Consider the following 22,898-nt stretch of genomic DNA (forward strand, 5'->3'; position numbering starts at 1 on the left):
GAGTGGCGATGGTGTCCCTCCTCCCGCTGATGGCGATGCTGGGCGCGCAGCCGCCGGGCGAGCCTGTGCCTCCGCCGCCGCCCGACAATTGGCAGGAGGTCATCGACGCACCGGAACATCAATCGGAAGCCGATGCCGATGAACAACTGATTGATGGCCGCCGCCGTCCGGGCTTCCAGCAGGAGCTGCCCGACAAGGTAACGCAGGACAATGCGGGCGCCCTCCGCGCGCCGCCGCCCGAGGCATTTCCGACCGATCAAGTGCCAATCCCCGACCGCTGGCGGCTTATCGAATCGCTGGGACTGGTGAAGGAGCGCTGGTTCGATCCCTATCACCAGAACACGCTGAAGGGCGACCGGCCCATCGATCGCGAGAAAGTGAAGTGGCTGCCGATCAAGGGCGAGGACTGGTTCTTCGTCGCCAGCGCCGTCAGCGACACGGTGCTGGAACCGCGCACCTTCCCCATCCCCGTCGGCGTGCAGACCACCGAACGGCCCGGCAGCCTCGACGTGTTCGGCAAAGATGCGAGCTTCGTCTTCTCACAAACCTTCATCGCAAGCGCATCGCTGGTGAAGGGCTCCACGGCCTTCAAGCCGCCCGAGATCGAATATCGCGTGGCGCTGGCCTTCAACGTCAATCATGTGAATGTGCCTGAGCGGCGAGTCCTCTTCGTGCAGCCATCGAAACCCAGCCGCCGCACCGACCATTTCCTGGGCGTGCAGGAACTGTTCGTCGATTATCACCTCGCGAACACATCCGATCGCTATGATTTCCGCTCGCTGCGCGTCGGCATCCAGCCGATGCAGTCGGACTTTCGCGGTTTCCTGTTCAACGACCAACAGCTTGGCATCCGCCTGTTCGGCAATCGCGACAATAACCGCTTCCAGTTCAATCTCGCTGCCTTCTGGCGGTTGGAGAAGGACACGAACAGCGGCCTCAACAGCGTCGTGCAGCGCCCGCGCGACGATTTCGTCTTCCTTGCCAATGTCTATCGGCAGGACTTCCTGATCCCCAGCTTCACCAGCCAGATCACCGCCGTCTACAACATGAACCGGGAGAAAAATGACGTCGAGATCGACGACAACGGCTTCCCGGTCCGCCCTGCCCTGCTCGGCGATCTGCGCGGGCGGGAATATGATGTCGTATATCTGGGCTACAACGCGGACGGGCGGATTGGGCGCATCAACCTGACCGCATCGCTCTACGGCGCATTAGGCGAGGACCGGAACAGCTTCTTCACGGGCAAGAAGGCGGAAATCCGCGCGTTCTTTGCCGCTGCCGAGGCGAGCTACGACATCGACTGGATGCGCTTCCGCCTCTCTGGACTTTATGCCAGCGGCGATGGCGATCCGTATGACGACACCGAAAACGGCTTCGACGCGATCTTCGAAAACCCGGTCTTTGCCGGCGCGGACACCAGCTACTGGATCAGGCAGACCATCCCCTTTGCGGGCGGCGGGCGCGTCATCAGCATCAACGGGCGCAACGGCATCCTCAATTCGCTGCGATCGTCGAAGGAGCAAGGGCAGTCGAACTTCAATAATCCCGGCACCATGCTGGTGGGTACGGGCGCGGACTTCGATGTGACGCCGGAAATCCGGCTCTCGACCAACGCCAATCATCTCTGGTTTGAAAACACCGCGACGCTGCAAGCGCTGCGGGTCGAGGGCAGCATTCCGAAATCGATTGGCTGGGACTTGTCCACCGCCGCGATCTGGCGGCCAAAGGCGACGCAAAACATCGTGCTCCGTCTGTCTGCCGCGGCCTTGCTGCCCGGCAAGGGCTTCAGGGACCTTTTCGATAACCGCGACAGCCACCGGAATTATTATTCGGTGCTCGCCAATCTGATTGTCAGCTATTGATGCGCGGCTTGCTTCCCCTCCTCTCTCGGATGAAAGCATGGGCGCTGCTCCTGCTCGCCGCGCTGCTGATACCCGTCGCCATCGTTCAGGCGAGCGACGACGAGAAGCCGGTAAAGCGCAATTATGTCGTCGCGCCCGCCGCACCGATGAGCCAAACCGCCGAGCAAGTCGCGGCGAAATCCGACGGTTGTTATAGCTGCCACACCAAGACCGACGAGCCTTCGATGCACGCGACGCCCGCAGTGATGCTGGGCTGCACCGACTGCCATGGCGGCAATGCCAGCGTGCGCGGCAACCCCGCATTGGGCTTCGAAGCCCCTGAATATGCCGCCGCGCGCGACAAGGCGCATGTGCTGCCGACCTATCCCGAAAGCTGGCATTACCCGTCGTCGGCAAACCCCAAGCGGACCTATACACTGCTGAACAAGGAAGCGCCGGAGTTCGTGCGCTTCGTCAACCCGTCCGATTACCGCGTGGCACGCGAGGCGTGCGGCTCCTGCCATCTTGCCACCATCGAGGCCGCAGAGCGGTCGATCATGGCATCCGGTGCAATGTTGTGGGGCGGCGCCGCCTACAATAATGGGCTGGTGCCGTTCAAGAACTACATCTTTGGCGAAGCATATACGCGCGACGGCAAGCCCGCAAAGATCGTGACACCCGGCAATCCTCCCGGCCAGTTGACCGAGGCCGAGAAGAAGCGTGGCGCGCTTGCGGAATTATACCCGCTGCCCACGTGGCAGGTTATTCCGCCGGGCGACGTGTTCCGCGTGTTCGAACGCGGCGGCCGCAATATCCAGACGCAATTCGCCGAGATCGGCCTGCCCAATCCCACTGGCTCCATCCAGCGGCTGGAGGAGCCCGGCCGTCCCGACCTCAAGCAGTCAAGCCGCGGCCCCGGCACGGGCCTGCGCGTTGCGATCCCCGCGCTCAACATCCACAAGACGCGCCTCAACGACCCCTTCATGTGGTTCATGGGCACCAACGACCAGCCGGGCGACTATCGCCATTCGGGCTGCTCGGGCTGCCATGTCGTCTATGCCAACGACCGCGAGCCGCGCCACAGCCTGATCTACGCGCAATATGGCCGCGATGGGGAGAGCGCGACCATCGATCCAACGATCGCCGCCAAGGTGGAACATGCGGAAGTCGGCCATGGCGGCCTCAAAGGCCCGCATGGAGAAACAGTCGCCCCCGGTCATGACGCCACCACGCCAGAGCACCCCATCGCCGCCGCCAAGGAAAGCGGGCATCCGATCCGCCACGCCTTCACGCGCGCAATTCCGACCGCGCAGTGCATGAACTGCCACATGCATCAGCCGAATATCTTCCTGAACAGCTATCTCGGCTACACCATGTGGGACTATGAGTCCGACGCGCCATTGATGTGGCCTAAGAAGCAGAAGTACCCGACTGCTGCCGAGGTACATGAGGTGCTGGAGCGCAATCCGGAAGCGGCCGCCCCTAAGGGCAACTGGTCGGACGTGGATTTCCTGCGCAACGTCCATGACTTGAACGAAAAGGCGAAGGACACCCAGTTCGCCGACTATCACGGTCACGGCTGGAACTTCCGTGGCATCTTCAAGCGCGATCGCGAAGGCAATCTGCTCGACAAGGACGGCAAGATCGTCGCCAATGACGATCCGGAAAAGTGGCGCAAGAAGGGCGAGGACAAATTCGTCCAGCCAGGCACCAATCCCGGCAAGACCGTGCACATGATGGATATCCATGCCGAAAAGGGCCTGCAATGCGCCGACTGCCATTTCGGGCAGGACAGCCACGGCAATGGCTATATTTACGGCGAAGTTGCCAACGCCATCGAGATCGGCTGCAAGGACTGCCATGGCACGGCCGACGCCTGGCCGACTCTGCTCACCTCCGGCCCCGCCGCGCCACCGAACGGAACTAACCTCGCGCTGTTGCGGAACCCGGACGGCAAGCGGCGCTTCGAGTGGTTCTTCGATGCCAGCGGACGGCGCAAGCTGATCCAGCGGTCGATCGTCGATCCGAATCTCGAATGGGAAGTCAGCCTCGTCAAGAACTCGGTCGACCCGGCCAACCCGCACTTCAACGCCCGGGCGGCACGCGCCAAGTTGATGAGCAAAAGCGGGGCGGAGGACGGCAGCTTCGGCTTCGGGCCGGGCATCGCGAAGGCGGATCGCGCGCATGGTGACGACCAGATGGCGTGCTTCACATGCCATTTGAGTTGGACGACAAGTTGCGGCGGTTGCCACTTACCCATCGAGGCGAACTGGAAGACCAAGAGCCATCATTTCGACGGCGAGGAAACGCGCAACTTCGCGACATACAACCCACAGGTGGCGCGCGACGATATGTTCCAACTTGGCCGCCATATGACGACCAAAGGCAACGAGATCACGCCGGTGCGTTCGACAAGTGCGCTGGTGCTGTCCTCGACCAATCTTAATCGCGAGCGGATTTATATCCAGCAGCCGCCGATCTCCGGCATCGGCTTCTCCTCACAAGCCTTCGCGCCGCATTTCCCACATACCGTCCGCACGACCGAGACCAAGACCTGCTCGGATTGCCACCTGTCGGCGAAGGACGACAATAACGCGATCATGTCTCAGTTGATGTTGCTAGGCACCAATTTCGTCAATTTCGTCGGGCTGAATGCCTGGACCGGCCTTGAGGGCGGGTTCGAGGCCGTCCGCGTCACCGAATGGGACGAACCGCAGGCCGTTATCGGCAGCTACCTGCAACAATATGCCTACCCCGATTATTGGCGGATGCACGTTGAGGACAATAAGCGCGAACTGAAGGACTGGGTGCGCGGCAAGGCATTCGATGCCAACGCTTCGGGCGAGACGCATCCGCTGGAGGAATTCAAGAACATCGTCCAGGGCACCACCGATCGCGTCGGATGCCTGCAACTGCGCGGCGAATATATGTTCGTGGCGGAGGGCAAGGGCGGCTTCCACGTCTATGACGTCGCCTCGATCGCCAACAAGGGCTTCTCCGAACGGATCGTCAGCGCGCCCTTCTCGAAGCTGGGGCAGAACACGCGCGTAAAGACGACGAACGCGACCTGCATGGCAATCGCCACCAACCAGCCGATCAATCCGCTGCGCAACACGCCGGAACTGCGGAAGATCAATCAGGAGCAGGCATTCCTGCCGATCTATTCCTACGCCGCCGTCACGGACAGCGTTGAGGGCCTTATCATGGTCAACATCGAGACGATGGCCGATGGTGAGTTCCGCAACAACTTCCTCAAACGGGCCGTGACCTGGAACCCGGATAACGTACTGAAAGGCGCACGCCACATCATTTTGGCGGGCCAGGTCGCCTACATCACAGCTGATGTCGGTTTGGTGGTCGTCGATCTTTCCGATCCACTGAAGCCACGCCTCGCCGCCGTCCGTCCGCTGAAGGATGCACGCGCGAGCGCGATCCAGTTCCGTTATCTCTGGGTGACGGATGCCGACGGCCTGAAACTGTTCGATGTGACACAGCTTCTGAATCCGGTTGCAATTCCCTCTGGCACCGTGCCGCTCGCCGACGCGCGGCACGTCTATCTGGCGCGGACATACGCCTATGTCGCGGGCAAGGCCGAGGGTCTGGTGATCGTCAACATCACCAATCCGACGCGGCCGCTTGTCTATGCCAAGGAGACGTTTGGCGGAACGATGAACGACGTCGAGGATGTCATCGTCGGCACCACCAACGCGTCGCTCTTCGCCTACGTCGCCGATGGCCGGAATGGGTTGAAGGTCGTGCAGTTGACCAGCCCCGCCAGCCAGCCCAATTTCTATGGCTTCTCGCCAGCGCCAAAGCCCGAGATGATCGCATGGGCAAGGACGCCCTCTCCCGCTCTTGCCCTGTCCAAGGGGCTTGATCGCGATCGTGCCGTTGACGAAACCGGCGGACAGATCGCGGTGTTCGGTCGCTTGGGGTCGCGGCCCTTCACGCGAAGCGAAATGGAGCGGCTGTTCCTCTCGTCGAAGGGCATTCCGTACAAGGTCAGCGATGAAGCCGACATGCGCGACTGGCGTCCGCCCCTTAAGGCGCCTCGCTAAAACTATCGCTAAGACGTTAGTATATAGATGCAATTTGGAATCAGTGAGTTATACCTAGGTATTACCGCGACAATGTCGTCGTAGTACCCGGGGGGACAAGAATGCTCACAGTGCGCAATGACAAATCCATTCGCGCGCTCGTCGCAGGCTTTGTCTTTCTCGCATTAGCTATCGGTGGGAGCATCTGGCTTTCGGCACGGCAACAGCAATCCCTGCAACTCATCAAACATACTTTGGAAGTGCAGAATCGCTTGGCGAACGTGCTCTCGCGGCTTCAGGACGCGGAGACAGGGCAACGCGGATTTCTGCTGACTGGCCGCGAAAACTTTCTGGAGCCTTACGTCGCGGCAGGGCAGCATTTGCCTTCCGAGTTCGCCAATTTGACTGCTCTGCTCACCGACAATCCGAAGCAGACCAGGACATTGCAGACCCTCATGGCCATCTCGTCGGAGAGGCAAAAGTATCTGCGTTCAGCAATCGCCAGGTTCCGACAGGGTGCCCCAGCGAACCTGGAGGAACTGCAACGCGGGAAAGCGACCATGGATCGCGCCCGTAAGATCATCGCCAATATGCTGCAAGCAGAGCAACATGTGCTTGAACAGAGGCAAGCGACGGCGAAAATTCAGCGCATAGGAATCAGTCTGGCGCTCGCCCTGAGCGGCCTCACCGTCATGATACTCGGTATGTTCGCCGTACGCCACGCCCGCGTCCGGATCGCGCAGGTGATCGCCAATGGTGAGGCGCTGGCGCGCAGTAACATGCAATTGCGCAATGAGGCAGTGAGTCGGGCGGCGGCCGAAGCGCAGTTGCGTCAAATCCAGAAAATGGAGGCAGTGGGGCAGCTTACGGGCGGCATTGCGCATGACTTCAACAATATGCTGGCCGTCATCGTCGGCTCGCTCGATATGGCGCAGCGTCGCCTGCACAGCGGCATCGATGCGCGCCTCATCCAGAATATCGACAACGCGATGGAAGGCGCACAGCGCGCCACGCAGCTTACATCGCACCTGCTCGCCTTTTCCCGGCAGCAGCCGCTGGAACCGCGCGCGCTGGATGCCAACCGGCTGGTGCGCGACATGTCCGAGTTGCTCCGCCGGACGATCGGCGACGACATGCGGATCGAGACCGTATTCGCCGGTGGACTTTGGGCCAGCATCGTCGATCCGCACCAACTCGAGAACGCGATACTGAACCTGTGCGTCAATGCCCGCGACGCGATGCCCGGCGGCGGCAAGCTTACGATAGAGACCAGCAACGCCCATCTGGACGATACCTATGCCGCTGCGCATGAGGAAGTGCGCGCGGGACAATATGTGATGATATCGGTCAGCGACACCGGCACGGGCATGCCCCCCGAAGTCATAGACCGCGCCTTCGAGCCATTCTTCACGACCAAGGGCGTGGGCAAGGGTACAGGTCTGGGCCTCAGTCAGGTGTTCGGCTTCATCAAGCAGTCCAATGGCCATATGAAGATCTATTCGGAGCCGGGCCAGGGAACCACGGTCAAGCTGTATCTCCCGCGCTTCTTCGGATCGACCGACGAGTTGCAGGACAAGGCGGAAGTGACAGAGCGGTCCGATCTTCCCGCCGCCATGGATGGGGAGATTGTGCTGGTGGTGGAGGACGAAGAACGCGTCCGGCATGTCTCCGTCGATGGGCTGCGCGATCTGGGCTATACAGTCGTACAGGCGTCGGACGCGGCGCAGGCGCTCCAGTTGCTCTCGACCGAGCAGCGCGTCGACCTGCTGTTCACGGATGTTGTCATGCCGGACATGAATGGCCGCAAGCTTGTGGATCAGGCTTTGGTGGGCCGCCCCGATCTCAAGGTGCTCTACACGACCGGCTACACGCGCAATGCCATCGTCCACAACGGGATGCTGGATGCGGGGGTCGCTTTGTTGTCCAAGCCCTTCACGCTGACACAACTGGCGCGCAAGGTGCGACAGGTTCTTGACGCTGAAGTAGAGGCATGATTCTCATGTAATCGACGTCGGCGACAGTCACTGCTGCCCAAGGAACATGCGTCAATTTCATCATCTTCTTAGCATCGCCGACATACGCAAAAGGGGCCGCCCGGCATAACCGGGCGACCCCTTTTGCTTTAAGCTTCGGCTTTAGGAGCCTGAGCGATCAGTCCTGCGTCAGGAAGTCAGGCAGGCCACCGGCATCGCCGTCATCCTTGGACTTGTCGCCGCCTTCGCTGCGGGGACCACGATCGCCACCACCGCGACCGCCACGGTCACGACGGTTGCGGTCGCCGCCCTCACGGCGCGGGCCACGATCACCGCGGTCGCCACGATCGCCGCGCGGCTCGCGGGGTTCACGTGCCGGGCGGGTGTCTTCCAGCTCGGCGCCGGTTTCCTGATCGACGACGCGCATGGACAGGCGAACCTTGCCACGCGGATCGATTTCGAGAACCTTGACCTTTACTTCCTGACCTTCCTTGAGGACGTCAGCGACCTTCTCCACCCGGTCGTTCCGGATTTCGGAAACATGGACGAGACCGTCCTTGCCGCCCATGAAGTTCACGAACGCGCCGAAATCAACGAGGTTGACGACCTTGCCGTCATAGACCTTGCCGACTTCCGCTTCCTGCGTGATGCCAAGGATCCACTTACGCGCCGCTTCGATCTGGTTGATGTCGGAGGAGCTGATCTTGATAAGACCCTCGTCGTCGATATCAACCTTCGCGCCGGTCTCCGCAACGATTTCACGGATGACCTTGCCGCCGGTGCCGATAACTTCGCGGATCTTCGACTTGTCGATCTGCAGCGTCTCGATGCGGGGAGCATGCGCCGAAAGCTCGGTGCGGGTACTGTCGAGTGCCTTGGCCATCTCGCCCAGGATGTGCGCGCGGCCTTCCTTGGCCTGTTCCAGAGCCTTGCGCATGATCTCCTCGGTAATGCCGGCGATCTTGATGTCCATCTGCATCGTGGTGATGCCTTCGGACGTGCCGGCAACCTTGAAGTCCATGTCACCCAGATGATCTTCGTCACCCAGGATGTCGGACAGGACGGCGAAGTCCTTGCCTTCCAGGATCAGACCCATCGCGATGCCCGACACCGGACGCTTCAGCGGAACGCCCGCGTCCATCATCGAGAGCGAACCGCCGCACACCGTAGCCATCGACGAGGAGCCATTGGATTCGGTGATGTCGGAAAGAACGCGGATCGTGTAGGGGAACTCGTCCTTGCTCGGCAGCACGGGGTGCAGCGCACGCCATGCGAGCTTACCATGACCCACTTCACGACGACCGGGTGCGCCGAAGCGGCCGACTTCACCAACCGAGTAGGGCGGGAAGTTATAGTGCAGCATGAAGTTTTCGTAGGACAGGCCAGTCAGGCCGTCGATCATCTGCTCGGCGTCCTTGGTGCCCAGCGTGGTGGTGCAGATCGACTGCGTCTCGCCACGCGTGAACAGCGCCGAACCATGGGTACGGGGCAGGAAGCCGACGATGGCTTCGATAGGACGAATCTGCGTGGTGGAACGACCGTCGATACGCGTGCCATCCTTCAGGATCGCGCCGCGAACGATTTCCGCTTCCAGCTTCTTGACCAGCTTCTGTGCGGCCATCTGATCCTGCGGCGCGGCGTCGGAGAAACCTTCCTTCGCCTTGGCGCGGGCTTCGTTCAGCGCGTTGGAGCGCGCCGACTTGTCGGTCAGCTTGTAGGCTGCGGCAATGTCCTTGCCGATCAGCTTCTTCAGCTTGTCCTTGGCAGCGGAAAGGTCAGCCTGAGCAGCCATTTCCCAAGGGTCCTTGGCGGCCTTCTCGGCGAGCTTGATGATCGCGCCGATAACCTTGCGGCACGCATCATGCGCGAACGAAACGGCGCCGAGCATGACGTCCTCGGAAAGCTCCTTGGCTTCCGATTCCACCATCATGACGGCATCGTTCGTCGCTGCAACAACCAGGTCGAGTTCACCGGCCTTCACATCGTCCATCGACGGGTTCAGGCTGTATTCGCCATCCTTGTAACCGACGCGCGCCGCGCCAATCGGACCCATGAAGGGCACGCCCGATATGGTGAGCGCCGCCGAAGCCGCGATCATCGCGACGATATCGGGCTCGCTTTCGCCATCGAACGAGAGCACTTGGCAGATCACGTTGATTTCGTTGTAGAAACCTTCCGGGAACAGCGGACGCAACGGACGGTCGATCAGGCGGCTGGTCAGCGTTTCCTTCTCGGTCGCGCCGCGCTCACGCTTGAAGAAGCCCCCGGGAATGCGGCCGGCTGCGGAGAATTTTTCCTGATAGTGAACGGTGAGCGGGAAGAAGTCTTGGCCCTCTTTCACCGACTTGGCGGCGGTCACGGCGCACAGCACCACGGTTTCGCCATAGGTTGCCAGCACAGCGCCATCAGCCTGACGCGCAATACGGCCCGTTTCGAGCGTGAGGGTCTTGCCGCCCAGCTCGATTTCTACTTTCTTTACGTCGAACATATTTTATTTCCTTCGCCCGCGATGCCCTATTGCATGGCGGGGCCTTTGGTGGGTCCAAACGACCCATGGGTGGAGAGCCTTGGCTCTCCTTAGCCGTCCCTAACGGAACGGTGCGGGGGACGTTCCCCCGGTTTCACACCGCCGCACCGAATTGCGCAACGACATGTCTCAGAATCAGAAACGGCCCCGCGCAGGGGCCGCTCCTTCGTTTCGGCTTACTTGCGCAGGCCGAGCTTTGCGATCAGGTCGGTATAACGCGCCTGATCTTTCTTCTTCAGATAATCCAGCAGGCTGCGACGCTTGTTGACCAGCATCAGCAAGCCACGACGGCTGTGATTATCCTTGTGATGAGACTTGAAATGTTCGGTCAGGTTGGTGATCCGTTCCGTCAGGATCGAAACCTGGACTTCAGGAGAACCCGTATCGCCTTCGGCGCGAGCATGTTCCTTGATAAGCGCTTCCTTGCGCTCGGCAGTGATCGTCATCTGTCTTCTTCCTTCGACATCAGGTTAAAGCCACGCACCACCCTGATCTCACGATCGTCGGCCTCGACCAATGCGACGGGTATGTCACCCAATATCGCCAGATGGAGTCCGGGGGTTGCGGCTGTCCCGATCAGCGTTCGGCCTTGTTGAAGGGCAGCAGCCTGATCGGCGGTAACAGCGAAAGCCGGGATGTCGTCCAGCCCTGCTGTCAACGGCAGCATATGCTGCGCGATGGAGCGCTCCCTAGCAGCATCGGTCAGATTGTCCAGCGAAATCGCGGTGGCGAGGGTGAACGGGCCGGCTTTGGTCCGGCGGAGCATCGTGACATGACCGACCGTGCCGAGCGCCAACGCGATGTCGCGGGCGAGGGAGCGGATGTAGGTGCCCTTCGAAACGTGGGCGGTGAGAGTGATCGAATCCAGCGGCCCCTCCCCCGTTGGGAGGGTAACGAGTGAATGGATGGTCACGCTCCGCGTCTTCATCTCCACCGCCTCGCCCGCACGCGCCAAATCGTACGCCCGCTTGCCATCGATCAGGATCGCGGAATACGCAGGCGGGATTTGTTCGATGGGGCCGGTGAATTGCGGGAGGACGGCCTCCACCTCGGCAAAAGTGGGGCGAACTTCGCTCTCCGCAACAACCACGCCCTCCATATCAAGTGTATCGGTCTGTACGCCAAAGCCAATGGTGAACTCATATATCTTCGACGCGTCGAGCATCCGTCCAGCCAGCTTCGTGGCCTCGCCCAGCGCAATCGGCAACACGCCCTCTGCCAGCGGATCGAGCGTGCCACCATGGCCGACCTTGGTCTTGGGCTCGCCCGCCTGCCGCAGCGCGCGCTTCACCGCCGACACCGCTTGCGTCGAACCAAGACCCCGCGGCTTGTCGAGGATCAGCCAGCCGTGCAGCATCAGCCCTGCCATTCCTCGCGCAGGATCGACAGCACGACCGTATCGCGGAAATGCCCGGTCCACGTCCGACGCTGCCGCCGCATGAGACCCTCGCGAACTGCGCCGAGTTTCTCGACCGCGCGGAGCGAGCGGGTGTTGCGGGCGTCGATGCGGAACTCGATGCGCTGCACGCCGCTCGCGAATGCCCGCCCAAGCAGCAGCGGCTTGATCCGGCCATTGAGACCCGTGCCCCGTGCGGCGGGCGTCATATAGGTGCCGCCGATTTCCGCGACGCCGCTGGCTGCGTCGATGTTGAGGTAACCCGATATCCCCGCCAGCGCACCGTCCACCCGGATGGCAAATGGTTGCCGCGCGGGGTTGTTCAGGATCGCGCTGAATTCGCGATCGAAATCTTCGCCCGACAAGTGGATTGGATAGATTTCCCACACCGCGTCATCGTCCGGACAGATGGCGCGCAAATCTTCACGGTCGCTTTCAACAAGCTGCGTCAAGGCGATGTCGCCCGCCACGATCGGCGCAAGCAAGGCGTCCATGTCGATCATCCGTCAGCCTTCCCGCAGCCGCGCCATGAAATGTCGGCGGCACAGCGCGATATAGCTGTCATTGCCGCCGATCTGCGTCTGCGCACCGTCGCGTACGGCCCTGCCCGCACTGTCTACCCTCAGGTTCATTGTCGCCTTGCGCCCGCATTCGCACACGGCCTTGATCTCGCTCAAGGAGTCCGCAATTCCGAGCAGCAGCGCGCTTCCCGCGAATAATGCCCCGCGAAAATCAGTGCGCAGGCCATAGCATAGCACCGGAATGTCGCTCTCGTCGCATATGCGCGCGAGTTGCAGAACTTGGGCAGGCGTCAGAAACTGCGCCTCGTCGACCAGCACACAGGCAATCGGTTCGTGCGCATGTTGCTTCAGGATCGCGGTGTGGAGGTCGGTCTCGCGCGCGAAGACATGCGCCTCCTCCTTCAGGCCGATGCGCGACGTGATGTGCCCGGCATCATAGCGGTCGTCTATCGCGGCGGTCCACAGCATCGTCGCCATGCCCCGCTCGCGGTAATTGAAGCTGGACTGAAGCAGCGTCGTCGATTTCCCCGCATTCATCGAGGAATAGTAGAAATAAAGCTTAGCCATGACGTCAGGGAATGGACGGCGAGATGCTGTCGAGCCAGCGGACGAGCACATCAGCCAGGGCGATGCGATGGTCGGAGAAGCTATGGTCAGTCGGCATCACCTGCACTTGCGCGGCGGGCCAGACCGATTGCGCAGCCCCGCCGATCCTGCGCGCCGTCGCCCCTATCCCGCGCTCCGCACCGACTATGCTGAACGGGCGTTGGCCAAAGGCGATCACGCGCGCACTGAGGTCGAAGCGGGCGGCGTTGGCGGTCATCTCCTGCGACAGCGCATCGACACTCGTGCCCGCAAGTGGCGGCAGATCGCCCGTCGCCTCCGCCAGCCATGCGGCCTGCCCTTCCTTCGTGGCAAGCGATGCGGCCGTCTCTGAGATATCCCAGGGATCGATCAGAAAGAGGCCCGCAATCGCTGGATCATCCGCCGCCGCATCGGCCGCCATGAAACCGCCCATGCTATGCCCGGCGACCGCGATCGCTTTTGGATCGATGCGGTATTTCGCCTGCGTGGCGGGATCGTGAAGGAAAGTAAGCGCCGTATGCGCATCCTGCGCAGCGTTGGTCAGCGAGAAGCGACCGGGGCTGCCCCAGCTACCGCGATAATGCAGCGTCAGCACATTCCACCCGTCCCGCCGCGCCGCCTGCGCGAGATCGAGATTCTGTTCGTTGCCCGGAAAGCCGTGCAGCAAGAGCAGCGTCGGATGCGGCCCGCGTCCCGATGCGGTGTACATCACTGCGTTCATCGCGCCGTCGCCGGCGGGCAGCACAAAGGCGCTCATATCGGCGGGAATGCTCTTGTCCACCACCGGATCGGAAATGACGGCGCGGTGCACCGTCTCCTTCGCCTGCGCAGCCGATAGGGTCAGCAGAACCGCCGCCAATGCCGTCATCTTACGCATGGAATCTCCGCCCGCTGACCGTTGCCGCATCTTTGAACCGGGCATCGAAGAAGCGCAACAGAGCGCAGCAGTCTTATTCCGCCTCGTCATCCGTCAAATCCTGCGCGACCTTCGGATCGCGCAGCAGCTTGTCGATATGGCTGCCCTCATCGAAGCTCTCATCGGCCAGGAATTTGATCTTCGCGGCATATTTAAGCTTCGTCCGGCTCGCCACTTCGCGCTGAAGATAAGCGGTATTCGTGCGCAGGGCTTTGAGCACCGCCTCCTCATCCTTGCCCAGCAGCGGCTTGATGAAGGCGGTAGCGTGACGCAGGTCGGGGGACATGCGCACTTCCGTGACGCTGACGACATGCTTCGCCAGCACATCGTCATGCACATCCCCCCGCGCAAGGATTTCCGAGAGGATATGGCGCACTTGCTCGCCCACGCGAAGCACGCGGACGGAGGGGCCTTCAGTTGGGGTCACAGCCATATACATGTCCACCTCATCCCGACATCAGCCGGGATGAGGCATTTCCTTGCCGTCATAATGTGCGTGCGCGTTCCTCGACCTCGAAGGTTTCGAGGTAATCGCCTGCCTTGAGGTCAGTGAAGTTCTGCGTGAATGTCACGCCGCACTCCAGACCGGCGCGCACTTCGGACACATCGTCCTTGAAGCGACGGAGCGACGCGATTTCGCCCTGATAGGTGATGACGTCGTCGCGCGTGATGCGTGCCTTGAGCGACTTGCGAATGACGCCATCGACCACCAGCAGACCGGCGGCCTTGCCGTGCTTGCCTGCGGAGAAGACATCGCGAATTTCCGCACGACCGACGATCGTTTCGATACGCTCCGGCGCCAACTGCCCCGCCATTTCGTTCTTCACTTCCTCGATGAGGTCGTAAATCACGTCATAATAGCGCAGCGACACCTTGTCCCGCTCGGCCAGAACGCGCGCCTTGGCGTTGGGACGCACGTTGAAGCCGATCAGCGGTGCACGCGAAGCGGCGGCCAGCGTAACGTCGCTTTCCGTGATCGCACCCACGCCGCTTTGCAGCACGCGGACCTTGATCTCGTCCGTCGAAGCACGATTCAGCGAATTGACGATCGCTTCGACCGAACCCTGCACGTCGCCCTTTACCACCACCGGATATTCGATGACGGTCGTGTTCAATGCAGAGAACATATGTTCGAAGCTGGTCGGCGCCGAGGTCGTCCGCTTGCGCGTCTTCTGTTCGGCACGATACGCCGCGACTTCGCGGGCACGCGCTTCATTTTCGACGACGGAAAGCTGATCGCCTGCCATCGGGACACCCGAAAGCCCGAGAATTTCGACCGGACTGGACGGCCCCGCAACCTTCACGTTCTGGCCCTTGTCATTGACAAGCGCACGAACCTTGCCGCTTTCCGCACCGACGACGAACGTGTCGCCGACCTTGAGCGTACCCTTGCGCACGAGCACCGTCGCAACCGGACCACGGCCCTTGTCCAGCTTCGCCTCGATCACATTGCCTTCGGCAGCACGATCGGGGTTGGCGGTCAGTTCGAGCAATTCGGCCTGCAACAGGATCTTCTCGATGAGTTCGTCGAGACCCGTCTTCTTGGTCGCGGAGACGAGAACGTCCTGAACGTCGCCGCCCATATCCTCGACCACCACGTCCTCGCTCAGCAGGCGCTCGCGCACCTTCTGCGGATTGGCTTCAGGCTTGTCGACCTTGTTGATCGCAACGATCATCGGCACGCCAGCCGCCTTGGTGTGGTTGATGGCTTCGACCGTCTGCGGCATCAGGCCATCGTCCGCCGCCACCACCAGGATGACGATGTCGGTGACGTTCGCCCCACGGGCACGCATTTCGCTGAACGCTTCGTGACCCGGCGTGTCGAGGAAGGTGATGAGATCGCCGCCCTTGGTCTTCACCTGATAGGCGCCGATATGCTGGGTGATACCGCCGCTTTCGCCGGCGACCACATCGGTGCCGCGCAGGGCGTCGAGCAGCGACGTCTTGCCGTGATCGACGTGGCCCATGATAGTCACGACCGGTGGACGCGTTTGCAGTGTTTCGGGTGCATCGGTATCGCCCTCGATACCGATTTCGACGTCGGATTCGGAAACGCGCTGGATGCGGTGGCCGAATTCTTCCACCAGCAGTTCGGCGGTATCCTGGTCGATCACTTCATTGATCGTGACAGGCGTACCCATCTTGAACAGCGCCTTCACCAGATCCGCGCCCTTTTCGGCCATACGGTTGGCGAGTTCCTGAATCGTGATGCTCTCTGGCACGACAACGTCGCGGCTCTGCTTCTCACGCGGCTGCTGGCGGCCACCGCCATGGGCGCGACGTTCCTTTTCACGGGCACGCTTCAGCGCAGCAAGGCTGCGGGCGCGGGCGCTATCGTCTTCCGCCAGAGCCTTGGTGACCGTCAATTTACCGGATTGGCGGCGATCATCGACGCCGCGCTTCGTCTTGTCGACCTTGGCTGGCTCGGGACGCTTGATCGGAGACACGGGCGTAAAGCGACGCGGCGGCGGAACAGTCGTCGCAGTAGCGGCAGGCGCTTCCGGTTCGGCAGCAGCCGGGGCTGGCGCTTGAGCCGTTTCGGTCGGAGCAGCCACTGCTTCCGGCGCAACGGGAGCAGCCGCAGCAGGCGCTTCCGGAGCAGCGGCGGCAGGCGCCGGTTCACTCGGAGCGGGCGCAGCAGCGGGCTGTTCGGCGCGGCGCTTCTCTTCCTCGATGGCGGCGAGGCGCGCGGCTTCGGCGCGACGGCGCGCGTCTTCCTGCGCCTGCATACGCGCTTCCTCGGCTTCACGCAGCAGCTTGGCCTGCAATTCCTGACGCGACATCAGGCTGTTGGCTGGGTTCTGACGCGGCGGCGGTGGCGGGGCTGCGGGCGCTGGGGCCGGGCGCGGCGCCTGCGCGACCGGAGCGGGCGCAGCCACGACTTCGGGTTCGGGCGTCGGCGCAGCGGCCTCGCCCGGTTTGCCAATGAGGCGGCGGCGCTTCACTTCGACCACGACCGTATTCTTGCGGCCATGGCTGAAGCTCTGCTGCACCTGGCCGGACTCGACCGTCCGCTTGATACCAAGCGGCTTACGGCCCAAAGTCGGCTTGTCTTCCTTGCTGTCACTCATTGACTAAACTTAACCCTTCACTTGCGTCATCTGGGCGCGCGAACCATCCGGTTCGCAGGCCAATTCCTGATTCTGATCGGCCGGAACGCCCAACGCGGCGGCGACTCCGTCCTCCTGGGGCGGGGCAGCGCGCGAAGGCGCCGCATTAGCGCATCCGAGATAGATTTGCCAGCGGCCAAGGGCGCTTTGCAGACGCGCGGCGGCCTTCTGGTTCGTTACGGCGATATGGACGACGTTCTCACGCCCCATGGCCTTAGATAATGCGTCGCGGCCCACAGGCAAGACAATGCCTGCCATATCAGTGCCTTCCGCCTCTTGGCCCACCCGCAAAGCCTGATCCAGCTTGCGGCTGCCATCGGGTCGCGCATCGGCGGCATGATAGAGTTGCACGACATTGCCGCGCCGCGCCGCATCCTCGATCTTCGCAGAGCCAGTAAGCAGCATGGACGCCTTTGCCTCCAGCCCCAGCCGGTCGAGCAATGCGTCGCGCAAAGCCGCGTCGATGCGCTCTGCCAAGTCGTCCGGAATCACGATGTCGCTGGTCTTGAAGGCGCGGATCAGCGCACCTTTCAGCTTGCTGGTGGCAAGCGCCTTTTCCAGCACGGGACGTGCCACGCCGATCCAGGCCCCACGGCCCGGAGCCTTGGCGCGCGGATCGACCGCGACCTGCCCGTCCGGCCCGAGCGCGAGACGCACGAGACCTTCCGGATCAGCCCGGTCACCCGACAGGATGCACCGTCGTTCGGTCATTGCGGCCTCCCCAAAAAGCGGGAAGGCCGGTCCGCCTCAAACCCTAGCGTGTCATTGGGGAGTTTCCGCAACAGCGTCCTCCCCAACATCCGTGGCTTCGTCTTCGAACCAGTGCGCGCGCGCGGCCATGATGGTTTCGTTGCCCTGCTCTTCGCTCAGGCCATATTCGGCGAGGATACCACCCTTGTCCTCGGTCGTTTCCTTGGCGCGGCGGCGCGTGTCCACGCGCTTCTTGGCGACCAGTTCGTCAGTGGCGAGATCGGCGAGATCGTCCAGCGTCTTGATGCCCGCCTTACCCAGCGTGACAAGCATCGCTTCCGTAAGGTGCGGCATGTCGGCCAGTGCATCCTCGACGCCCAGAGCGCGACGCTCTTCACGCGCAGCAGCTTCACGACGCTCAAGCGCTTCGGTGGCGCGGCTCTGCAGTTCTTCGGCCAGATCTTCGTCGAAGCCTTCGATGCCGGCGAGTTCTTCGATCGAGATATAGGCGACTTCTTCCAGTTCGCCGAAGCCTTCCGCGACCAGAAGCTGCGACAGCGTCTCGTCCACGTCCAGTTCGTTCTGGAACAGTTCGGAGCGCGTCACGAATTCCTTCTGGCGCTTCTCGCTGGCGTCCGCTTCGGTCATGATGTCGATGGCCGACCCGGTAAGCTGCGACGCAAGCCGGACGTTCTGGCCGCGGCGACCGATGGCGAGCGACAACTGATCGTCGGGCACGACGACTTCGATGCGGCTTTCATCCTCGTCGATGACGACGCGGCTGACGGTCGCAGGCTGCAATGCGTTGACCACGAAAGTCGCTGTATCTTCCGACCAGGGAATGATGTCGATCTTCTCGCCCTGCATTTCCTGCACGACGGCCTGCACGCGGCTGCCCTTCATGCCGACGCACGCGCCGACCGGATCGATGCTCGAATCGCGGCTGATGACGCCGATCTTGGCGCGGCTGCCCGGATCGCGTGCAGCGGCCTTGATCTCGATGATGCCGTCGTAGATTTCGGGCACTTCCTGCGCGAACAGCTTCTTCATGAAATCGGGATGTGCGCGGCTCAGGAAAATTTGTGGCCCACGGTTTTCGCGGCGGACGTTCAGGATGATCGAGCGGATGCGATCGCCGACGCGGACGACTTCACGCGGGATCTGCTGGTCGCGGCGGATGACGCCTTCTGCGCGGCCCAGGTTCACGACGACATGGCCGAACTCGACTGACTTCACGACGCCGGTGATGATTTCACCCACGCGATCCTTGAACTCTTCATGCTGGCGCTCACGCTCTGCGTCGCGGACCTTCTGGAAGATAACCTGCTTGGCGGACTGCGCGTCGATACGGCCAAGATCGATGGCGGGCAGCGGATCGACAATGAAGTCGCCTACGGCGGCACCGGGCTGCAACTTCTGCCCAGCCTTCAGATCGACTTGCTTGAAATAATCCTCGACGGTCTCGACCACTTCGACGACGCGCCACAGACGAAGATCACCGGTATCCTGATCCAGCTTCGCGCGGATGTCGTTCTCGGCACCGTAACGCGCGCGGGCGGCGCGCTGGATCGCGTCCTCCATCGCTTCGATCACGATGGCCTTGTCGATCATCTTTTCCGATGCCACCGAATTGGCGATGGCGATCAACTCGGCCCTGTTGGCGGAAATGGCGTTTGCCATGTGGGGACTTATCCTTCCGTTTCGATTTCGTCCGCTCCGTCCGAAGACAGCGGCATTGTAGCAGATATGAGTGCGTCAGTCAGCACCAGCTTTGCGCTGGTGATATTGGAGAAAGGCACCTCGACCCTGCCGACCTTTGCATCGACCAGGTGAATGACATCGCCTTCATGACCTTTCAGGATACCCTTCAAGGTCTTACGGCCTTCCACGGCTTCTTCGACGGTTATGCGGGTCTCATGCCCCTTCCAGTCGTCGAAATCATGCAGGCGCGTCAGCGGACGGTCGATGCCGGGCGAGCTGACTTCTAGGCGATAGGCGTCCTCGATCGGATCGGTCTCGTCGAGCAGATCGGACAGGCGGCGAGAGATCGCGGCGCAATCCTCGATCACAAGCTGGCGCGTATCGCGGCGCTCGGCCATGATCTGGAGCGTGCGTTCATCGCCCGCGCCGAACAGCTTCACGCGCACGAGGTCGAAGCCCAGGGCCTTCACCTCCGGCTCGATCAACTGTGTCAGTGCAGCAATGTCCGCCATTCAAACCCTTCAGAATATATACAGGCGCTTGTTGCCGCCGGCCCCGTGGGAGCCGACCCTTGCATGTATGACGATGTAAGGAAGCAATCGCGATATAGGCAGGCATCGACCACAAGGCAACCTTATTTGCACAGGATCATTTGCGTAGTAGCTTCATCACCAAGATCGTGCCTTGAGAGGATTTTGCATGCGCTATTCGCCGCTCGCTATCGCCCTTCCGCTCGTGCTTATCGCCTGCTCGGGGAGCGGTCCGGCCAACGGCCAGCCGGCCGCCGACGCCGGGAAGCCTTTCAAAACGTCGACTATCGCGGACCTCGACGCACCGTGGGCGATGACGTTCCTTCCGGACGGGCGAATGCTGGTGACGGAAAAAGCCGGAACGCTGCTCCTCTTCGATCCCAAGAACGGCACGAAGATTCCCGTCAGCGGCGTTCCTGCGGTGGACAGCGCCGGTCAGGGTGCATTGATGGACGTGGTCCTGCATCCCCAGTTCGCGACCAACAAGCAGGTCTACATCAGTTTTTCCGAGGCTGGTCCGGGTGGCAAGGGCGTGGCGCTAATTACCGGCACCTTTGCGCAAGCCAGCGATGGGACCGCGACGCTTTCGAACGTAAAGAAGATTTTCCAGGCGACGCCCTATGTCGAAGGCAATGGCCATTATTCCGGGCGCATCGCCTTCTCCCCTGATGGCAAATATCTGTTCTTCACCAATGGTGAGCGGCAGAAATTCACGCCCGCACAAGACCCAAAGGCTACGTTGGGTAAGGTGTTGCGCCTGAACCTCGATGGCACCCCTGCCGCAGGCAACCCGCTGGCCGCGAAGGGCTTCCATCCGGCTGTCTGGTCCTACGGCCACCGCAATCTCTTGGGAATCGCATTTGATGATAAAGGGCAGCTTTGGGAACAGGAAATGGGTCCCAAGGGCGGGGACGAAGTGAACCTGATTAAGCCGGGTCTGAATTATGGCTACCCCTTGGCTTCGAACGGTAGCCACTATGACGGCCGCGATATTCCCGACCATAAGCCGGGCGATGGCTTCGAGGCCCCGAAGGTAAGCTGGAATCCGGTGATCTCGCCCGCCGGCCTCGCCTTCTACAATGCCGATCTGTTTCCGGCCTGGAAGGGATCGCTGTTCATTGGCGGCCTGTCCAGCAAGGCGCTCGTCCGCGTAAAGATCGACGGCAGCAATGCGAGCAAGGCCGACCAGTGGGACATGGGCGCCCGCATCCGCGACGTCGAGCAAGGCCCGGATGGCGCACTGTGGGTACTGGAGGACGAAGATGACGGTTCGCAGGGTCGCCTGCTGAAACTGACGCCCGCCTAGCGACAGGCCCGCCAGCCCATCGCGCCCCGCTCCGCCTGATCGAGGTGAAGATGGTCGGCATGGGCGGCGTTATAGTCGGGGGATAATACGGTCGAGAAAAGCCCGCAGGCGCCATCGCGAACTTCGTGAAGGAACTGTGCGTCCTTGCCCTGCCCCTTCCAGTCCCGGAGCACCCGCACGCGCCTGCCATCCGCCAGCACGAAGCCGGATATGTCGATCGCGTCGGCAGTCGCGTGTTCGCTAAAGTCACCACGTGACCGCCCGTACATTCGACGGCAACTGAAGCTGCCAAAATGTTCGATCCGCTTCACTTGAGAGCGGAACAGGCGCTGCGCGGCGGGTTGCACGACATTCCATTCCCACAGCTTGAGCGCCGCCACGACAGGGCATGACGGCGCCGACGAAGGCGACAGCGCAACCGCGCCTGCCACTGCCTTCAACCGCACCGTATCGTTATGCACGCACTGCCCGCTGCCTTGCGGGCCGAGCGCCGTATAGGCGATCCCGGCACGGTCCAGTAAAGCGCGACATTGTTCCGGTTGCTGCGTCAATGCCGCTAGCTTCCGCCCCGTGAACAGGCCCGGCGGCTGCGCAAGGTCGAGCGGCGTCCAAGGCAAGTCCTGTGGACGCCCGCGCATCAACGCATAGGCGGCCAACACGGCGACTCCGATGAAGAGCAACCAGACCAGCCGCCGCAACCATCGGTAGACGTGTCGCACCGTTAGGTCCGAAAGGCCGTCTCCAGCCGCTCGAAGCAGACCGGATAGCCGAGGTGGTCAGGAATGCAGAGATATCTGTCCTCCGCCCGCTCTTCGATCCAAGGCACGATCTTCTCCACCGCGAACGCACACGCATGCCGCTCTAATGCATCTATCGTTGAAAACTGCGCGAGTCGTTCAAGGTTGCGCCGTGTCGGGAAAATCACACGGCCCTGCCCGGCGTCGCATCGGCCAAGGACACCCGCCGCACTGTCCCAGAACAGGCTGAGATTCTCTGTCTCGTCCGCCACCGGCTCCGGCCCTTCCGAATCATAGCGCGCAAGATAGAATCGCGTGTCGAATACGCGGCGGACCCTTTCGCCCGCATTCGGATGCCATCGGGCAAAGGGAATGAGCGCATCGATATTGAGCGTAAGGCCATTTCCCGCGACCAGAGTGGAAAACGGAATGCCTCGGCTCAGATCGCGCCGAAGTTCGGCCAGCACCGCATCGTCGCTTGTGCCCAGGCCCGGCGCTATGCCGCTTTCCTCCAATGTCTCGCGTATCGCCCCGATGCGGGAAGCAGCCTCATCAACGGGCAGATCGGTGCCAAGCCTTTCGGCCAGAGCTACATCGTCGGCATCCGTTGCACCGCCCGGAAATACCAATGCGCCCGGAGCGAACGCCATCGTCGCGGCCCGCTCCATCATCAAAAGCTGCGGCGGACCGGAAAGACTTTCGCGCAACACGATCAATGTGGACGCAGGACGCGAGGCGAGGTTTGCAGGTTGGACCATGCCCTGCTTTAGGTATGCGGGGCCGCCAGTGGAAGTACCCATTTCGTGCCCACGAACAGGTCGCGCTGCAACAAGAAGGTTCATATGAAGCTTTGGTGGAGCCTAGCGGGATCGAACCGCTGACCTCCTGCATGCCATGCAGGCGCTCTCCCAGCTGAGCTAAGGCCCCATTCCATAGATGCGCCGCCTTGGGTCGCGGCCGCATTTCGCCATGGCAAATCGCGTTTCCAACGCAGATTCGCTTGCGAGGCGCTGCCTTTAGGCGAGCAG

17 protein-coding genes and 1 tRNA gene are annotated in these 22,898 nt (G+C 61.9%); 4 read left to right on the plus strand and 14 right to left on the minus strand.

Features of this window, described 5'->3' with window-relative positions:
* The first annotated feature begins 8 nt into the window (after positions 1–8).
* The 3 genes from C1T17_RS16625 (at position 9) to C1T17_RS16635 (ending at position 7,872) form a co-directional block, all read left to right on the plus strand.
* Entirely contained in the window at positions 9–1,862 is a 1,854-nt protein-coding gene (locus tag C1T17_RS16625) for a hypothetical protein (protein WP_411269196.1), read from the plus strand.
* Positions 1,862–5,899, plus strand: coding sequence for an LVIVD repeat-containing protein (locus tag C1T17_RS16630; RefSeq protein ID WP_104954395.1), 4,038 nt, complete (start codon positions 1,862–1,864; stop codon positions 5,897–5,899). Before C1T17_RS16625 ends, C1T17_RS16630 begins: the two co-directional genes overlap by 1 nt.
* A 101-nt stretch (positions 5,900–6,000) precedes the next feature.
* On the plus strand, positions 6,001–7,872 hold the full coding sequence (locus C1T17_RS16635; RefSeq protein WP_104954396.1) for a CHASE3 domain-containing protein: 1,872 nt from the start codon (positions 6,001–6,003) through the stop codon (positions 7,870–7,872).
* 157 nt (positions 7,873–8,029) lie between these two features.
* Here C1T17_RS16635 and pnp read toward each other — a convergent pair whose 3' ends face one another.
* The 11 genes from pnp to rimP all read right to left on the minus strand — a co-directional run bounded on the left by pnp (position 8,030) and on the right by rimP (position 19,809).
* Positions 8,030–10,339: a polyribonucleotide nucleotidyltransferase gene (pnp, locus tag C1T17_RS16640; protein WP_104954397.1), complete on the minus strand. Its 2,310-nt coding sequence runs from the start codon at positions 10,337–10,339 to the stop codon at positions 8,030–8,032.
* Between the two features lie 215 nt (positions 10,340–10,554).
* On the minus strand, positions 10,555–10,824 hold the full coding sequence (gene rpsO, locus C1T17_RS16645; RefSeq protein WP_104954398.1) for a 30S ribosomal protein S15: 270 nt from the start codon (positions 10,822–10,824) through the stop codon (positions 10,555–10,557).
* Positions 10,821–11,732: a tRNA pseudouridine(55) synthase TruB gene (gene truB / locus C1T17_RS16650; protein ID WP_104955311.1), complete on the minus strand. Its 912-nt coding sequence runs from the start codon at positions 11,730–11,732 to the stop codon at positions 10,821–10,823. The genes rpsO and truB overlap by 4 nt, the downstream gene beginning before the upstream one ends.
* Positions 11,733–11,734: 2 nt before the next feature.
* Positions 11,735–12,277: a GNAT family N-acetyltransferase gene (locus C1T17_RS16655; RefSeq protein WP_189338389.1), complete on the minus strand. Its 543-nt coding sequence runs from the start codon at positions 12,275–12,277 to the stop codon at positions 11,735–11,737.
* Positions 12,278–12,280: 3 nt separating this feature from the next.
* Positions 12,281–12,862, minus strand: a complete 582-nt coding sequence (locus C1T17_RS16660; RefSeq protein ID WP_104954399.1) for a thymidine kinase — start codon at positions 12,860–12,862, stop codon at positions 12,281–12,283.
* A 4-nt stretch (positions 12,863–12,866) separates the two neighbouring features.
* Entirely contained in the window at positions 12,867–13,757 is an 891-nt protein-coding gene (locus C1T17_RS16665) for an alpha/beta hydrolase family protein (protein WP_104954400.1), read from the minus strand.
* A gap of 73 nt (positions 13,758–13,830) precedes the next feature.
* Positions 13,831–14,229: a 30S ribosome-binding factor RbfA gene (gene rbfA, locus C1T17_RS16670; RefSeq protein WP_104955313.1), complete on the minus strand. Its 399-nt coding sequence runs from the start codon at positions 14,227–14,229 to the stop codon at positions 13,831–13,833.
* Positions 14,230–14,281: 52 nt separating this feature from the next.
* Positions 14,282–16,867 (minus strand): translation initiation factor IF-2, encoded by a 2,586-nt coding sequence (infB, locus tag C1T17_RS16675; RefSeq protein WP_104954401.1) that lies wholly within the window; start codon positions 16,865–16,867, stop codon positions 14,282–14,284.
* 9 nt (positions 16,868–16,876) lie between these two features.
* Entirely contained in the window at positions 16,877–17,617 is a 741-nt protein-coding gene (locus tag C1T17_RS16680; RefSeq protein WP_104954402.1) for a DUF448 domain-containing protein, read from the minus strand.
* 51 nt (positions 17,618–17,668) lie between these two features.
* Positions 17,669–19,276, minus strand: coding sequence for a transcription termination factor NusA (gene nusA / locus C1T17_RS16685; protein WP_104954403.1), 1,608 nt, complete (start codon positions 19,274–19,276; stop codon positions 17,669–17,671).
* A gap of 8 nt (positions 19,277–19,284) precedes the next feature.
* Positions 19,285–19,809 carry a ribosome maturation protein RimP gene (gene rimP, locus C1T17_RS16690; protein ID WP_104954404.1) on the minus strand — a complete coding sequence of 175 codons (525 nt, stop codon included), beginning with the start codon at positions 19,807–19,809 and terminating at the stop codon, positions 19,285–19,287.
* A 187-nt stretch (positions 19,810–19,996) separates the two neighbouring features.
* On the opposite strand from rimP, the gene C1T17_RS16695 reads away from it, so the two are divergent.
* Positions 19,997–21,133, plus strand: a complete 1,137-nt coding sequence (locus C1T17_RS16695) for a PQQ-dependent sugar dehydrogenase (protein ID WP_104954405.1) — start codon at positions 19,997–19,999, stop codon at positions 21,131–21,133.
* On the opposite strand, the gene C1T17_RS16700 is transcribed toward C1T17_RS16695, so the two are convergent.
* The 3 genes from C1T17_RS16700 to C1T17_RS16710 all read right to left on the minus strand — a co-directional run bounded on the left by C1T17_RS16700 (position 21,130) and on the right by C1T17_RS16710 (position 22,797).
* The gene (locus tag C1T17_RS16700) at positions 21,130–21,852 is read right to left on the minus strand and encodes an extensin family protein (RefSeq protein ID WP_223262658.1); all 723 of its coding nucleotides are present in this window, start codon (positions 21,850–21,852) and stop codon (positions 21,130–21,132) included. The two genes, C1T17_RS16695 and C1T17_RS16700, sit on opposite strands and share 4 nt — an antisense overlap.
* A gap of 2 nt (positions 21,853–21,854) precedes the next feature.
* Positions 21,855–22,628 (minus strand): NUDIX hydrolase, encoded by a 774-nt coding sequence (locus C1T17_RS16705; RefSeq protein ID WP_104955315.1) that lies wholly within the window; start codon positions 22,626–22,628, stop codon positions 21,855–21,857.
* A gap of 93 nt (positions 22,629–22,721) precedes the next feature.
* Positions 22,722–22,797: transfer RNA gene (locus tag C1T17_RS16710), tRNA-Ala, on the minus strand.
* Positions 22,798–22,898: the final 101 nt, after the last annotated feature.

This window comes from Sphingobium sp. SCG-1, assembly GCF_002953135.1.
Taxonomy (GTDB): Bacteria; Pseudomonadota; Alphaproteobacteria; order Sphingomonadales; family Sphingomonadaceae; genus Sphingobium.

Bases quoted from the DNA above. Each gene is read 5' to 3' on its own strand.
- nusA (WP_104954403.1), bottom strand. From the start codon at position 19,276: ATGGCAAACGCCATTTCCGCCAACAGGGCCGAGTTGATCGCCATCGCC.
- pnp (WP_104954397.1), bottom strand. From the start codon at position 10,339: ATGTTCGACGTAAAGAAAGTAGAAATCGAGCTGGGCGGCAAGACCCTC.
- C1T17_RS16660 (WP_104954399.1), bottom strand. From the start codon at position 12,862: ATGGCTAAGCTTTATTTCTACTATTCCTCGATGAATGCGGGGAAATCG.
- rpsO (WP_104954398.1), bottom strand. From the start codon at position 10,824: ATGACGATCACTGCCGAGCGCAAGGAAGCGCTTATCAAGGAACATGCT.
- C1T17_RS16705 (WP_104955315.1), bottom strand. From the start codon at position 22,628: ATGGTCCAACCTGCAAACCTCGCCTCGCGTCCTGCGTCCACATTGATC.
- C1T17_RS16630 (WP_104954395.1), top strand. From the start codon at position 1,862: ATGCGCGGCTTGCTTCCCCTCCTCTCTCGGATGAAAGCATGGGCGCTG.
- C1T17_RS16655 (WP_189338389.1), bottom strand. From the start codon at position 12,277: ATGATCGACATGGACGCCTTGCTTGCGCCGATCGTGGCGGGCGACATC.
- C1T17_RS16625 (WP_411269196.1), top strand. From the start codon at position 9: ATGGTGTCCCTCCTCCCGCTGATGGCGATGCTGGGCGCGCAGCCGCCG.
- C1T17_RS16665 (WP_104954400.1), bottom strand. From the start codon at position 13,757: ATGCGTAAGATGACGGCATTGGCGGCGGTTCTGCTGACCCTATCGGCT.
- rimP (WP_104954404.1), bottom strand. From the start codon at position 19,809: ATGGCGGACATTGCTGCACTGACACAGTTGATCGAGCCGGAGGTGAAG.
- C1T17_RS16680 (WP_104954402.1), bottom strand. From the start codon at position 17,617: ATGACCGAACGACGGTGCATCCTGTCGGGTGACCGGGCTGATCCGGAA.
- infB (WP_104954401.1), bottom strand. From the start codon at position 16,867: ATGAGTGACAGCAAGGAAGACAAGCCGACTTTGGGCCGTAAGCCGCTT.
- C1T17_RS16635 (WP_104954396.1), top strand. From the start codon at position 6,001: ATGCTCACAGTGCGCAATGACAAATCCATTCGCGCGCTCGTCGCAGGC.
- rbfA (WP_104955313.1), bottom strand. From the start codon at position 14,229: ATGGCTGTGACCCCAACTGAAGGCCCCTCCGTCCGCGTGCTTCGCGTG.
- C1T17_RS16695 (WP_104954405.1), top strand. From the start codon at position 19,997: ATGCGCTATTCGCCGCTCGCTATCGCCCTTCCGCTCGTGCTTATCGCC.